This is a genomic window from Pseudomonas sp. NPDC087346, assembly GCF_044744235.1.
In the GTDB taxonomy this organism is placed as follows: Bacteria; Pseudomonadota; Gammaproteobacteria; order Pseudomonadales; family Pseudomonadaceae; genus Aquipseudomonas.
Genome location: NZ_JBIUXX010000084.1, coordinates 1 through 15,536 on the forward strand (window position 1 = coordinate 1; position 15,536 = coordinate 15,536).

General features: G+C 60.4%; 5 protein-coding genes. 3 read left to right on the forward strand and 2 right to left on the reverse strand.

Annotated elements, in window-relative coordinates; all coding sequences use genetic code 11:
* Both ACIOZM_RS28910 and ACIOZM_RS28915 read right to left on the reverse strand, forming a co-directional pair.
* Nucleotides 1–280, reverse strand: a 280-nt coding sequence (locus ACIOZM_RS28910) for a DUF6124 family protein (protein WP_401220400.1), incomplete at its 3' end; no start/stop codon positions are given.
* 984 nt (nt 281–1,264) lie between these two features.
* Nucleotides 1,265–9,889 (reverse strand): retention module-containing protein, encoded by an 8,625-nt coding sequence (locus tag ACIOZM_RS28915; protein WP_401220403.1) that lies wholly within the window; start codon nt 9,887–9,889, stop codon nt 1,265–1,267.
* A gap of 532 nt (nt 9,890–10,421) precedes the next feature.
* On the opposite strand from ACIOZM_RS28915, the gene ACIOZM_RS28920 reads away from it, so the two are divergent.
* From ACIOZM_RS28920 to ACIOZM_RS28930, 3 genes are all read left to right on the forward strand, one after another.
* Nucleotides 10,422–11,786: a TolC family outer membrane protein gene (locus ACIOZM_RS28920; RefSeq protein ID WP_401220405.1), complete on the forward strand. Its 1,365-nt coding sequence runs from the start codon at nt 10,422–10,424 to the stop codon at nt 11,784–11,786.
* A 127-nt stretch (nt 11,787–11,913) separates the two neighbouring features.
* Nucleotides 11,914–14,073 (forward strand): type I secretion system permease/ATPase, encoded by a 2,160-nt coding sequence (locus ACIOZM_RS28925; protein WP_401220408.1) that lies wholly within the window; start codon nt 11,914–11,916, stop codon nt 14,071–14,073.
* A gap of 10 nt (nt 14,074–14,083) precedes the next feature.
* A complete protein-coding gene (locus ACIOZM_RS28930; protein WP_401220410.1) occupies nt 14,084–15,445 on the forward strand; it encodes an HlyD family type I secretion periplasmic adaptor subunit in 1,362 nt (453 codons plus the stop codon).
* Nucleotides 15,446–15,536: the final 91 nt, after the last annotated feature.

Genomic DNA, 15,536 nt, shown 5'->3' on the forward strand with positions numbered 1-15,536 from the left:
AATCGTCGAGCGCGCTGCCGATATCGCGGGCCATGTCGCTGGCGGCCGCTAATGATTCGCAGGCTTCGACGAGCAGTGTTTCTTCGTCCACGGTGGGATCGATGAGGAAGATCCTGCTCGACTTGCGTGACGGGGCTGAAGGTATCGAGACCTTCAGTGAGCCAGGGCTGAGGTAGAAGTTGATGGCGCGGTCGGTCGCCTCTTTGATCTTCAGGGGGTCGAGGGCTGGGTCGTAGGGGATCGGATCGGTGTCTGGGGGATTGGGTGTGGCTTTGAACATAGGAGAAGCTCCTGCTTAGCAAAAAGTAAGGAGCCATCACTCTCGCTACCAAACGAGGGTGGCGGCCATACGCAGGTTGGTAGACCGGTCTAAGCAGGAAAACCCGGCGCTCCCGGAGGAGCCCCACGCATGGCCACCATATAAAATCGAGCCCCGCTGAAAGGGGACTGTATGGTGTTGCCATCACACTTAGAAACGGGCTACCAAACCCGATCACTGTTTTGCAGTGACAGGGAAACGATATAGCCCGGACCATAGTCGTGTAAGCCGGCGGATTCTGGCGTACGCGTAGGTAACGGCGCAAGGCGTTGTAGCCTTTATGGCGTAACGGTTCGTGTACTTTAAACGTGCGCACCGGATTACGTTTAGGGACAGCTGATGTACCGCTTTCGCGAGCAAGCTCGCGCCCACATTTGGGACGGGTGAATCAGTGAGGGATTGGTCGGCTCGTAGGCCGCCATCGCTGGCAAGCCAGCTCCCACAGGGATTGAGTGAGCCTATGAGGGATGGGTGGCTCGTAGGCCGCCATCGCTGGCAGGCCAGCTCCCACAGGGATTGAGTGAGCCTGTGAGGGATGGTTGGCTCGTAGGCTGCTATCGCTGGCAGGCCAGCTCCCACAGGGATTGAGTGAGCCTATGAGGGATGGGTGGCTCGTAGGCCGCCATCGCTGGCAGGCCAGCTCCCACAGGGATTGAGTGAATCTGTGAGGGATGGGTGGCTCGTAGGCCGCCATCGCTGGCAGGCCAGCTCCCACAGGGATTGAGTGAGCCTGTGAGGGATGGGTGACTCGTAGGCCGCTATCGCGAGCAGGCTCACTCCTACAGGGGATTTTTGTCGGGCACAAAAATGGTGACCATCGCAAATTTACTGTGGGAGTGAGCCTGCTCGCGATGGCTGACTCACTGGCAATGGATATCTTCAGACATAAAAAACCCGCCCTCCCCATCAACCGGGGCGGCGGGTTTTGTCGTTTCAGCCTTCAGCTCACACCGTATCCACCTTCAACGAATGATCATTCAACATCCCGCTGATGATCGTCGCCGTGTCGTGCCCGCTGGCGATCACCCCGCCCGCCCCCGGCGTTACGCCGTAGTGGCTGGCGAGGTTGACGCCGGCCAGGTCGATGGTCTGGTTCGGCGTGGCGCCGGCGATGGCGCTGACGTCGATGCTGGTGAGGACCGAGGCGCCGCTGCCGGTGACGGTGAAGTGCAGGTAGTCGTCGAGCGATGCCGTGGTGCCGTTTTCGCCTTGCAGCAGTTGCGACAGGTCCAGCTTGTCGGTGCCGGGGGTGAAGTCGGTCACAACGTCATGGCCGCTGTTGCCTTTCAGCCACTGGAAGGTGTCGGCGCCCGGCCCACCGGTCAGGGTGTTGTTGCCCATGCCGCCGATCAGCAGGTCATCGCCACCGCCACCGTTGAGCGTGTCGTTGCCCAAGCCGCCATTGATCACGTTGTTATTGTTGTCGCCGGTCAAGGTGTCGTTGAAGTTCGAACCGGTGAGGTTTTCGACGTTGCTGATGGTGTCGGTCCCGGCGCCGATGGTGTTTTGCGCACCGAGCAGGCTCAGGTTGACCGTGACCCCGGCGGTGGCATGCGCATAGCTCACGGTGTCGATGCCGGTGCCGCCGTCGAGAATGTCGTTGCCCGGGCCTGCGTAGAGCAAATCATTGCCGGCACCGCCGTGCATCTCGTTGTTGCCGGAACCTGCGGTGAGCACATCGTTGCCGTCGCCACCGTTGAGGATGTTGTTGCCGGTGCCGGCCACCAGAATGTCGTCCCCCGCTGTACCGGTAAGAGTGTGGCCGTCCTGATAGGTGATGCTGACGTTGGCGGTGTCGCTGCCGCCGTGGTTGTCGTTGGCGGTGTAAGTGCCGTGGTAATCCGGCGTAAGGTCATGGGCGCCGGCGTAGTTGACCGTCAGGGTCAGTTGATAGTTTTCCGCCGCAGTCGTGTTGCTGCCGCTGGTGTTGGTGATGTTGGTCACGTGGATCTGGTACGTGCCGTCGGCGCTGGCGGTGATGGTGCCGCCGTCGGCAATTGGCACGAATGCGCCGCCATTGAGCGAATACTCCATGGTGATGTGCCCGGCCGCCAGGTTGTGATCCAGGTTGAGAGTCTCACCCTGTTTCAGTTTGACGGTGATCAGGTCTTCGTCGTTGGCATTGGCGGTGGTCACTGCGCCGAGGTAACCGCTGACCACCAGCATCGCCGTCATCGCTGCGGTATTGGCCGCGAACGCGGCGCGCACATCGGCCAGGTTCTGGTTGGCGGTGGTGTTGCCGGTGCCGGCGAAATTGATCGCGCCAGTGCCGGTGAAGTCTGCGCCTTTGGCTACCCAACCGGTGTTGAAGGTGGTTGGCGAGGCGGTCAGCGTGTCGTTATCGGGATCAGTGTCGTTGGCCAGCAACAGCTCGCCCGGCACCGTGACGCTGCTCGACAGCACGTTGGTGATGACGTGGTCGTCCACCGCCACCGGTGGCGAGTTGGGGATCACTTTTACCGTCAGCGTCGAACTGGCGAGGTCGCCGTCGTTGTCGCTGAGGGTGAAGCCGATGTTCTCGGTGATCACCGTCGTCGTGGTTTTTTGCGAGATGTAGGTGTAGTCGCCAGTGTCGAGGTTGATCTGCAACGTGCCGCTGTTGCTGGTGGCGATACTCACGGTGTTGGTCGTGGTGTCGAACGTGCCGTGGTTGGTGCCACCGCTGGCGGTCAACGAGCCCTGACCGCTGTTGGCTTTCGGGTCATAGGTGTAGGTGGTGCCGTCGACGACGATGGATTTGATGAAACCGCCATCCGCGCCGAACGTGCCGCCCTCGCCCAGCAGTGAACCGGTAACCGGCGCGCCGACCACGGTGCCGGACAGCACCGAGTTGAGCTGGTTGAGGTCGGTCACCACCACCGCGTTGGTGTTGGTGTGGCTGATGCCGTCATAGGCCAGAGGATCGAGGTTGGCATTGCTGACGCCGCTGCCCAGACCGATCGCATAGTTCTTGATGTTGTTGGCATCGAGGAAGGCTTTCAGTGCGGTTTCGTCAGCGGTGCCGATGTCTTGGCCAGTGGTCGGTTTACCGTCGGAGAAGAAGTAGCCGATGTTCTGCGCACCGTCCTGTTTCCCCGCGGTGTTGAACGCGGTTTGCATGGCCGCCACGGCCGCGTCGTAGTTGGTGCCGCCGCCAGCGGTGAGGCCGGCGAGAAGGCTCTTGGCGGTCGCCACATCGACCCACACCGAAGTGCGATCAGTGGCGCTGCTGCTGAAGGTCACCAGTTGCACCTTCACGTCACCGAGGTCGTCGTATTTATCGAGCAAGGCACTGATCGCCTGTTTGGCCAGCGCCAGCCGCGACAGGCCCGGTACGCCGGAGGCGTCGGCCATACTGCCGGAGATGTCGAGCACGATGAGGATGTTCGAGTCGATCTCCACCGCCGCCACCGAACGATCCGATGCCACGGCTTTAGGCACGTCATCGACGATGTTGACGACGATGGTGCTGGTGGTGGTGTTGCCCAGCGCGTCAGTGGCTTTGTAGGTGAAGCTTTCGCTCAGGGTATTGGCGCCATCGTTGGCGCTCGGCGAAGTTTTCGGCGCCGAGGTCAGGGTGTAAGTGTAAGTGCCGTCGGCATTCAGCTGGATCTGGCCATAGGTGCCGGTGGCGCTGCCGACCAGGGTGTAGGTGATCGCGCCACTGCCGCCGGTGACGGCACCGACCAGCGTGCCGGTGGCGGTTTCGCCAGTGTTGGTCGGATCGCTGCCGATGACCGTGCCGGGGGCCAGATCCTGGCCGTCCTTGGTCAGGTCGAGAGCTTTTTCGTAAACCGTCACGTCCTGATCGACCGAGGCCACCAGTTTGCTGTCGGCGACGTTGATGGTGATGGTCGTGGTGCTTTCGTCGCCGTCACCATCGCGGATGGTGTAGGTGAACGTGTCGGTGGCGCCGGGTGGGCTCACCGAGTTCGGGTTGCTGTGATAAATGGCGTTGCCGGCGGCATCCAGAGTCAGGTAACCGTAGGCGCCGTTGACGTTGCTATTGAGCCCGCCAATCGCCGAAGTCGCGGTGTTGCTGCCGGCGCGCACGCCAACTACCGCGCCGCCAGCCGCCGCGCCATCGGCACCCGTGACGTCGTTGCCGAGCACGCTGATGTTGACCGTTCCGCCCTCCGCCACCGAGCCGGTGTCGGCCTTGGCGGTCGGCAGGTCATCGATGATGTTGACGTTGATTTGGCCGGACGCGGTGCTGCCATCGCCGTCGGTGGCGACCACGTTGAAGTTCTCGGTGAGGCTGTTGGCGCCGTTGCCTGTTGGGTGGTTTTCGTTATCCACCAGGGTGTAGCTGTAGCTGACCACGCCAGTGGTTGCGTTGAACCCGGTGATGGTCAGCGTGCTGCCCAGCGGCGTGGTGACCGATTGCGGGAAACCTGCGGCCACGCCGTTGGTGACTACCGCGATGCCGCCCACGGTCAGGGTTTGCAGACCGTCCAGCGCGGTGACGGTGAAGGTGCCGCTCTGGGTCAGCAACGGGGTGTTGGGACTGCTGCCGTCGCTGAGGTTTTTTTCGTAGACGGTGAGTTCGCCACCAGTGACGTCGAGGCCGGTGAGGATCACCGGGTCGTCGTTGTTGTGGATCTGCAAAACCAGATTCGCGGTGCTGGTGTCACCGTCCGAATCGGTGATGGTGTAAGTGAAGTTTTCCGTGCCGTTACCACCGCCGTGCAGGTTTTTGAAATCGGCATCGGTTGGGTTGAGCGTGTAGGTGTAAGTGCCGTTGGCATTGAGCACCAGCGTGCCGTAAGTACCGGTGAAAGTACCTGCGGTGATCGGACCGGTGGTTGGGCCGGTTGACGGTACGCGGTCGGCGCCTTGTACGTCGTTGGTCAGGACGTTGCCGCTGAGCGTAAGTGTGGTTTCTGACGCGGTGCCGGCGTTGCTGTCGTTCACGCCTTTTGGCAGGTCGTCGACGATATTGACGTCCAGCGACGCGTTGGCGGTGGTGCCGTTATCGTCCACAACCGTGACGCCGAATTGCTCGCTGAGGGTGTTTGCGCCGTTGGCGGTTGGATGCGCGTCGTTGTGATCGAGGGTGTAGCTGTAGCTGACGACGCCGGTCGTTGCGTTGAACCCGGTGATGGTTAGCGTGCTGCCGAGCGGAGTGGTGACCGATTGTGGAAAACCAGCCGCTACGCCATTGGTGACGACGGCGATGCCGCCCACGGTCAGCGTGGTGACGCCGTCCAGCGCCGTGATGGTGAACGTTCCGCTTTGAGTCAGCGCGGTGGAGTCAGGCGCACTGCCGGTGCCGAGGTTTTTTTCATAGACCGTCAGTTCACCACCGTTCACATCCAGGCCGTTGATGATCACTGGATCGTCGTTGTTGTGGATCTGCAAAACCAGATTTGCGGTGCTGGTGTCGCCATCCGAATCGGTGATGGTGTAGGTGAAGTTTTCGGTGCCGTTGCCACCGCCATGCAGGTTTTTGAAGTCTGCATCGGTCGGGTTGAGCGTGTAGGTATAAGTGCCGTCGGCGTGCAGTTCGAGCGAGCCGTAGGTGCCGGTGAACGTACCTGCGGTGACCGGCCCGGTGGGTACGCGGTCGGCGCCTTGTACGTCGTTGGTGAGGACGTTGCCGGTCAGCGTCAACTGGGTTTCCGAAGCGGTAACCGCGTTGCTGTCATTCGCGGCTTTCGGCAAGTCGTCGACGATGTTGACGTCCAGCGATGCGTTGGCAGTGGTGCCGTTATCGTCCACAACCGTGACGCCGAAATGCTCGCTGAGCGTGTTTGCGCCGTTGGCGGTTGGATGCGCGTCGTTGTGATCAAGGGTGTAGCTGTAGCTGACGACGCCGGTCGTTGCGTTGAACCCGGTGATGGTTAGCGTGCTGCCGAGCGGAGTGGTGACCGATTGTGGGAAACCAGCCGCAACACCGTTGGTAACGACGGCGATGCCACCGACGGTCAGCGTGGTAACGCCATCCAGTGCAGTGATGGTAAACGTGCCGCTTTGAGTCAGCGCCGTGGAATCAGGCGCACTGCCGGTGCCGAGGTTTTTCTCGTAAACCGTAAGCTCGCCACCATTCACGTCCAGGCCATTGATGATCACTGGATCGTCGTTGTTGTGGATCTGCAAAACCAGATTCGCGGTGCTGGTGTCGCCGTCCGAATCGGTGATGGTGTAAGTGAAGTTTTCCGTGCCGTTGCCACCGCCATGCAGGTTTTTGAAATCTGCATCGGTTGGGTTGAGCGTGTAGGTGTAAGTGCCGTCAGTGTGCAGTTCCAGCGTGCCATAAGTGCCGGTGAACGTACCGGCGGTGACAGGCCCGGTCGGTACGCGGTCGGCGCCTTGTACGTCGTTGGTCAGGACATTGCCGGTCAGCGTCAACTGGGTTTCCGAAGCGGTAACCGCGTTGCTGTCATTCGCGGCTTTCGGCAAGTCGTCGACGATGTTGACGTCCAGCGATGCGTTGGCAGTGGTGCCGTTATCGTCCACAACCGTGACGCCGAATTGCTCACTGAGGGTGTTTGCGCCGTTGGCGGTTGGGTGCGCGTCGTTGTGATCGAGGGTGTAGCTGTAACTGACGACGCCGGTCGTTGCGTTGAACCCGGTGATGGTCAGTGTGCTACCCAACGGCGTGGTAACCGATTGCGGGAAACCAGCCGCTACGCCGTTGGTGACGACAGCAATGCCGCCGACAGTCAGCGTGGTAACGCCGTCGAGTGCAGTGATGGTGAACGTGCCGCTTTGGGTCAGCGCGGTGGAATCAGGTGCGCTACCGGTGCTGAGGTTTTTCTCGTAAACCGTCAGCTCACCACCGTTCACGTCCAGGCCATTGATGATCACCGGATCGTCGTTGTTGTGGATCTGCAAAACCAGATTCGCGGTGCTGGTGTCGCCGTCGGAATCGGTGATGGTGTAGGTGAAGTTTTCGGTGCCGTTGCCGCCGCCGTGCAGGTTTTTGAAATCCGCGTCGGTTGGGTTGAGCGTGTAGGTGTAAGTGCCGTCAGTGTGCAGTTCGAGCGTGCCATAAGTGCCGGTGAATGTACCTGCGGTCACTGGCCCGGTGGGTACGCGGTCGGCGCCTTGTACGTCGTTGGTCAGCACGTTGCCGGTCAGCGTCAACTGGGTTTCCGAAGCGGTGACGGCGTTGCTGTCATCAACCGCTTTCGGCACGTCATCGACCACGTTCACATCGAGAGTCGCGTTGGCGGTCGTGCCGTTGTCATCGACTACGGTGACGCCGAATTGCTCGGAGAGTGAATTGGCGCCGTTCGCTGTTGGATGCGCATCGTTGTGATCGAGGGTGTAGCTGTAGCTGACGACACCCGTGGTTGCGTTGAACCCGGTGATGGTTAGCGTGCTGCCGAGCGGAGTGGTGACCGATTGTGGGAAGCCAGCGGCTACGCCATTGGTGACCACGGCAATACCGCCGACGGTCAGCGTAGTAACGCCGTCCAGTGCAGTGATGGTGAACGTGCCGCTTTGAGTCAGCGCGGTGGAATCTGGCGTACTGCCGGTGCTGAGGTTTTTTTCGTAAACCGTCAGTTCACCACCGTTCACATCCAGGCCATTGATGATCACCGGATCGTCGTTGTTGTGGATCTGCAAAACCAGATTCGCAGTGCTGGTGTCGCCATCGGAATCGGTGATGGTGTAGGTGAAATTTTCCGTGCCGTTACCACCACCGTGCAGGTTTTTGAAGTCTGCATCGGCCGGGTTGAGCGTGTAGGTGTAAGTGCCGTCAGTGTGCAATTCCAGCGTGCCATAAGTGCCGGTGAAAGTACCGGCGGTGACAGGCCCGGTGGGCACGCGGTCGGCGCCTTGTACGTCGTTGGTCAGGACATTGCCGGTCAGCGTCAGCTGGGTTTCCGAAGCGGTGACGGCGTTACTGTCATCAACCGCTTTGGGCACGTCATCGACCACGTTCACATCAATCGTGGCATTGGCCGTGGTGCCGTTATCGTCCACCACCGTCACTGCAAATTGCTCAGGCAACGCGTTGGCACCGTTGCCGGTTGGGTGTGCATCGTTGTGATCGAGGGTGTAGCTGTAACTGACCACACCAGTGGTGGCGTTGAATCCGGTAATGGTCAGCGTGCTGCCCAGTGGCGTAGTAACCGATTGCGGGAAACCAGCCGCCACACCATTGGTAACGACGGCAATACCGCCCACGGTCAACGTGGTAACGCCATCCAGTGCGGTGATGGTAAACGTGCCGCTTTGAGTCAGCGCGGCGGAATCAGGTGCGCTACCAGTGCCGAGATTTTTCTCGTAAACCGTCAGCTCGCCACCTTCAACGTTCAAGCCGTTGATGATCACCGGATCGTCGTTGTTGTGGATCTGCAAAACGAGGTTCGCAGTGCTCGAATCGCCATCGGAGTCGGTGATGGTGTAGGCGAAAGTTTCAGTGCCGTTGCCACCGCCGTGCAGCGCTTTGAAATCGGCGTCACTGGTGTTCAGCGTGTAGGTGTAGGTGCCATCGGTGTGAAGTACCAAAGTCCCGTAAGTGCCGGTGAACGTACCCGCAGTAACCGGGCCACCTGGCACCCGGTCCGCGCCTTGCACGTCGTTGGTCAGCACGTTGCCGGTCAGGGTCAACAGGGTTTCCGATGCAGTGTTCGCGTTGCTGTCGTTAACCGCTTTGGGCACGTCGTCGATGATGTTGACGTCGAGGGTGCCAGTCGCGGAGTCGCCGTTGCTGTCGCCGGCAATCACCGTGAATTGTTCGCTGAGACTGTTCGCTCCATCGCCGGCCGGGTGCGCGTCATTGCCGTTGAGGGTGTAGCTGTAAGTGACGACGCCCGTCGCCGGATTGAACCCGGTGATGGTCAGCGTATTGCCCAACTGGCTGGTGATCGACTGCGGAAACCCGCTCGCCACTCCACCGACCACAACGTTGATCCCGCCGATGCTCAGACTGGTCAAACCGTCAGGCGCGTTGACGGTGAAGCTGCCACTTTGAGTCAGCGCGCCAGGGTTGGCGGCAGAGCCTGTAGGCAGATTGGCTTCGTTGAGGGTCAGCTCGCCCCCGGGCACCGCAAGGCCACTGAGCGACACCAGATTGTTGACCGGCGGCGGCACGACGACCGGCGGCGTGTTGTCGCCGTTGTCGATGACAACGTTATGCCGTTCTTCAGGAAACTCGGGAATGCCATTGAAACCGGCAGTAGGGAAACCGATGCGCGGATCGACCCGGCCACCGACTTCTTCCAGCAACACAAAACTGTGACCGCCACCCGCCTCACCCGGAACGCCAGTCGCAACGTTGGGGCCGGCAGCAGTGGCTTCAGCGGTTTTGGTCGGGTCATCACCGGCAGCGATGGCTTTCTGGATCTGCTCGACGTCGGTCAGTTGGGTTTCACTGGGGGTCAGCGCTTCGGGGGTATCGACATGCGGCGCCTGATTGGCCAGTAACTGACCGGTCATGGTCAGGCTGCTGTCTCGGCCCAGGGTCAGTTCCTGGCCATTTTGCAGATGGACGGCAACCGCCCCTTCGGCGCCAGTGATCAACTGATCGCCGGCAAACAAGCGATCACCTTCGACCAGAGCGCGGCGGCTGCCGTCGCTTGCCTGAGCGAAAACCTGACCAATGACTTTAGTGACGATCCCGATGAGCGTTGCCATGTGAAACTCCTCCGCTGCCGACCACCGTCGGCACTGGTTCGCGAAGCACGCCCATGGCTCAAGCGGGTTGTCGGGGCGACGCTCGCACCTCGACAGTTCGGCCGCAGGCCCGGCAGATAGAGAAATAGCAGTGCTATCAAGCACTTCCAGACCCTGATCAATGCCACTTGCCCACGGACGCTACGTAACGGTGGTGAATCACCCGAGTGACAAAAATCTGTCGCTCATCTGCCGCTACGCGTCCCTCCCCTTCAGCATTACTTCGCCGTATGTCGCAAAGTGAATGGAACTTTCCTCAAGCCTTTTCGCACTCCCTAAAGCGCATGAAACAAAGGCTTTCGAGGTGAACAATGTGCCGGATTTGGCGGAGCGCATAAGTTTTTTTTGGCATAAGCCTTATGAAAATTTTTTCTTAGCTACGCTTCAGGATGTTCTTAGCTCTGTTGTTACAAGAGTGAAACGCTTAAACCTCAAAATTTCGTCAAATATTTGGCGACAGTAACGCACCATCAGGACTCAGGGAGATGCACCCATGCGCGTTTTAACCCCCCTCTGCAGCGCGGTTTTGCTGGCCATGGCTTGCACTTCCCAAGCCCAGGCCATGAACCTGACCGACGCCATTCAAAGCACCATCGCCACTCACCCGGAACTGGCCTCGCGCGTTGATGCCAAGCTGTCGGCTGATGAACAAGTCAAAGTCGCCAAGGGCGGCTTCTATCCGTCCGTCGATTTGAATGCTGCTTACGGGCGCGGGTACAGCGATAACACCAATACCCGTTCGCTGACGCCAAGCGGTCATAACACTGAAATCCTCAATTACACCCAGTCCGAACTGCGACTGCGGCAAATGCTGTTCGACGGTTTCAACACCGCCAACGAGGTCGAGCGCACCAAAGGCGTGTCCAACTCGCGGGCTTATTACGCGCAAGGCACCGCTCAGGATCTGGCACTGCGCACCATCGAGGTTTATCTCGAAGTACTCAAACGGCGGGAACTGGTGACCCTGGCCAAGAACAACTTGCAGGCGCACTTGCGGGTCAACGATCAGATCGGCCTGCGCACCCAGCGCGGCATTGGCAGCACGGCGGACTCCGATCAATCGGTAGCGCGTAAGGCGCTGGCGCAAAACAACCTCGACACCGCCGAAGTCGATCTGGCCGACGCCGAATCGAACTTCTACGCCGTGGTCGGGCGCATGCCCGATGAACTGGAAGCCCCGCCATCGACTCGCGGCGAACTGCCGACCAGCCTGCCGGAAGCCCAGCAAAGCATGGTCGAGAACAACCCGTATCTGAAATCCGCGCAGGCCGACGTGCAATCGGCCGAGAGCCAGTACGAAGTCGCCAAGTCGCCGTTCTACCCACGTTTCGATGCCGAAGCAGCGGTGGGTGCGAACAACAACGTGCAGGGCGATGAAGGTCACGACAACGAATGGCGTGTCGGCGTGATCATGAACTACAACCTGTTCCGTGGCGGCAGCGACAAGGCGCGTCTGGCGTCCGATGCGCACCAGATCAATCAGGCGATGGACATCCGCAACAACGCGCTGCGCCAGCTCAACGAGAACATTCACCTGGCGTGGAACGCCATGGTCAACGCCAAGAAACAAACCCCGACTGCCCGCGAATACGCCGAAACCACCAAACGCGTACGTGCGGCCTATCAGGATCAGTTCGGCTTGGGCCAACGTACCCTGCTCGACTTGCTCGACAGTGAAAACGAGCTCTACAACGCCAACCGTCGTTACACCGAAATTCGCTACACCGAGGAGTATTCGATGTACCGCGTGCTGGCGAACATGGGTCAGTTGCTGAGCAAGCAACGGGTGGTGCTGCCGGCAGATGCAATCGCTGCGACCGAAGTGAAGAACGAAGCGCGCTTGCCTGAGTTGAAATGATCTGACGTGGCGAGGGAGCTTGCTCCCGCTGGGTTGCGCAGCAGCCCCAAACACCGATTGACGATGTAGACAGTGTGAGTGCTGCGCACTCAAGCGGGAGCAAGCTCCCTCGCCACAGGCGATCAATATGACCAGCATGGAACCCGGCAACTCCGGGATCGATCCGCGGCTGAGCTTCGATGATCCGTTACTCGACGGTCTGTTGATCCTCTGCAAACTGCATGGCGCGATTGTCAGTCGCGCCAGTCTGAGTGCCGGCCTGCCACTGAACAAACAACGTCTGAGCCTCGACCTGCTGCCCCGTGCAGCGGCCCGGGCCGGGTTGCAGGCGCGTCTGTTGCGGCGCGAACTGAAAGACATCTCGCCGCTCAATCTGCCGATCCTGTTGCTGCTCAAGGACGGTCGCACCGCCGTGCTGCGGCGTTTCGGCGATGACGGCAAGGCGTTGATCCTGCCCAGCGAAGCCGATGGCGGCGAGCAATGGGTCAGCCGCGAAGAACTCACCGAACACTACAACGGCCAGGCACTGTTCGCCCGTCCGCGCCATGAACTGGAAGACCTGCGCTCGCCGCTGGTGCCAAGGGTTCAGGCCTGGTTTCGCGACACGCTGAAGCTGTCGAAATGGCTGTACAGCGACGCGATTCTCGCCAGTTTCCTGATCAACCTGCTGGGCCTGATGGTGCCGCTGTTCGTCATGCAGACCTACGACCGTGTGGTGCCGAATCAGGCGACATCGACCTTGTGGGTATTGGCGATCGGCCTGCTGATCGGCACCGGTTTCGAACTGGTACTGCGAGTGGTGCGTGCGCACCTGCTGGACACTGCCGGCAAGAAAACCGATGTAATCCTTTCCGCGACTTTATTTGAGCGCATCACCGGCATGTCGATGAAGGCACGGCCGGCGACCATCGGCGGCTTCGCTCAGAGCATTCATGACTTTCAGGGCCTGCGTGAATTCCTCACCGCTGTGACCCTGACCAGTCTGATCGACTTGCCTTTCGTGGTGTTGATGCTGCTGGTGATCGGCCTGCTCGGCGGCTGGCTGGTGGTGATTCCGCTGCTGGCGTTTCCGATCACGATCATTTTCGCTTTGGCTATTCAGATCCGCCTGCGCGACACCGTGCAAAAAAGCCTGAGCCTTGGTGCCGAACGTCAGGCTTTGCTGATCGAGACCCTCGGCGGCCTGGAAACCCTCAAGGCGTGCAGCGCCGAAAGCGAGCGCCAGCACAAATGGGAAAGCACCCACGGCGCCCTCACCCGCCTCGACAGCCATGCACGAAACCTCTCGGCGCTGGCGACCAACGGCACGTTGTTCATCCAGCAGTTTTCCGGGATGGCGACCATCGTCGCCGGGGTTTACAGCATCATCGCCGGCAACCTCAGCGTCGGCGCACTGGTCGCCAGCTACATGCTTGGCAGCCGCGTGCTAGCACCGCTGGGACAGATCGCCGGGTTGATCACCCGTTATCAGCAAGCGCAACTGACAATGAAAAGCACCGACGCGCTGATGTCGCTGCCGCAGGAACGCGACGGCAAACAACGGCCGCTGGAACGCACGCAACTGCAAGGCGCGCTGGACGTCAACGGCGTGACGTTCCACTACAACGGCCAGAACGCCCCGGCGCTGAGCAACGTCAGCTTCAGCCTGAAACCCGGCGAACGGGTCGGCATCATCGGGCGCAGCGGCTCGGGCAAAAGCACCCTGGCGCGGCTGGTGATGGGCTTCTACGAACCGGAAGAAGGCCAGTTGCTGCTCGACGGTCTCGACCTGCGGCAACTGGATGTCACCGACCTGCGCCAGCAGATCGGTTACGTCGCCCACGACCTGCCGCTGTTGGCCGGCAGCCTGCGCGACAACCTGACCCTCGGTGCCCGTTACGTCAGCGATTCACGGATGCTCGAAGTCGCCGAACTGACCGGCGTCACCGAACTCGCCCGCCAGCACCCGCAAGGTTTTGACCGGCCCGTGGGCGAACGCGGGCAATTGCTGTCCGGCGGTCAACGTCAGGCGGTGTTGCTGGCGCGGGCGCTATTGCTTGATCCGCCGATCATGCTGCTCGACGAACCCACCAGCGCGATGGACAACAGCAGTGAAGACATCCTGCGCCAGAAGCTGCATGACTGGGTGCAGGGCAAAACGTTGTTGCTGGTCACCCATCGCACCTCGATGCTGAGTCTGGTGGACCGATTGCTGGTGCTGGACAACGGCCGGATCGTCGCCGACGGTCCGAAAGAAGCGGTCATCGATGCACTACGCAAGGGCCGCGTCGGCTCGGCAGCGGTCTAGGAGTTGCCCCATGCCTGCTTCTTCAGATAGTAAGTCACGCGGCTACTTCGACAGTTTTGGTAAAAGCGCTGAAGCCGAGTTCATGCCGGAAACTGCCGGCGCCTCGTTGCAGGATTCGCCGCGCTGGTCGCGGATTACGGTGTGGCTGGCGGCGGCGTTGCTGATCAGTGCGTTGGTCTGGGCCAAGTTTGCAGTGCTTGAAGAAGTGACGATGGGTGAAGGCAAGGCGATTCCGTCGAGCAAGGTGCAGGTGATCCAGAACCTGGAAGGCGGGATCGTCACCGAGATCTTCGTGCGCGAAGGACAAATGGTGAACAAGGGCGACAAGCTGTTGCGCCTCGATGACACGCGTTTTCTGTCGAACAAGGGTGAGAGCGAGGCCGACCGTTATGCGCTGACCGTGCAAGTCGAACGGCTGTCCGCCGAAGCCGAGGGCCGGCCGTTAAAACTTTCCGAAGAGGTGATTTCCAAGGCCCCGCAAGTCGCCGAGGACGAGCGTGCGCTGTACGACCAACGTCAGCGGCGGCTGGCCAGTGAGCAACGCACGCTCACCGAACAGTTGCGGCAGAAAACGCAAGAACTGGCGGAGTTTCGTTCCAAGCAAGGCCAGTACAGCTCCAGCCTGGCGCTGTTGCAGCAAGAGATGAATATGTCGGCGCCGCTGGTAGGCACTGGCGCGGTATCGCCCGTGGAAATTCTGCGGCTCAAGCGCAGCGCGGTGGAGATTCGCGGCTCGCTGAACGCGACGACTCTGGCGATTCCTCGCGCTGAATCGGCAATCAACGAGATCAAAAGCAAGATCGACGAATCGGAACAGACCTTCCGCTCCGACGCGGCGAAAGACCTCAATCAGAAACGCACCGACCTGTCGAAAATCACGGCGTCGAGCATTGCGATTGATGACCGGGTCAGCCGCACCACCGTGACTTCACCGGTACACGGGGTGATCAAGCAACTCAAGGTCAACACCATTGGCGGCGTGGTGCAGCCGGGCAGCGACATGGTCGAGATCGTCCCGCTGGAAGACAACCTGCTGATCGAAGCCAAGGTCCGTCCGCAAGACGTGGCATTCCTGCATCCGGGCCAGAAAGCCATGGTCAAGTTCAGCGCCTACGACTACACGATCTACGGTGGGCTGAGCGCAAAACTGGAACTGATCGGCGCCGACACCATCACCGATGACAAGGGCAACAGCTTCTATCTGATTCAGGTGCGCACCGATAAAAACCATTTGGGCGGGGATACGAAACCGCTGCTGATCATTCCGGGAATGGTGGCGACGGTGGACATTATTACCGGGGAGAAAAGTGTGCTGGATTATCTGCTGAAGCCTGTGCTGAAGGCCCGGACCGAGGCGATGCGCGAGCGCTAGATCTGGCCAGAATCATTGTTGTTTGGGCCACCGTTATCGCTAGCAGGCTAGCTCCCACAATATCTGTGTCGAACACAAAACCTGTGGGAGC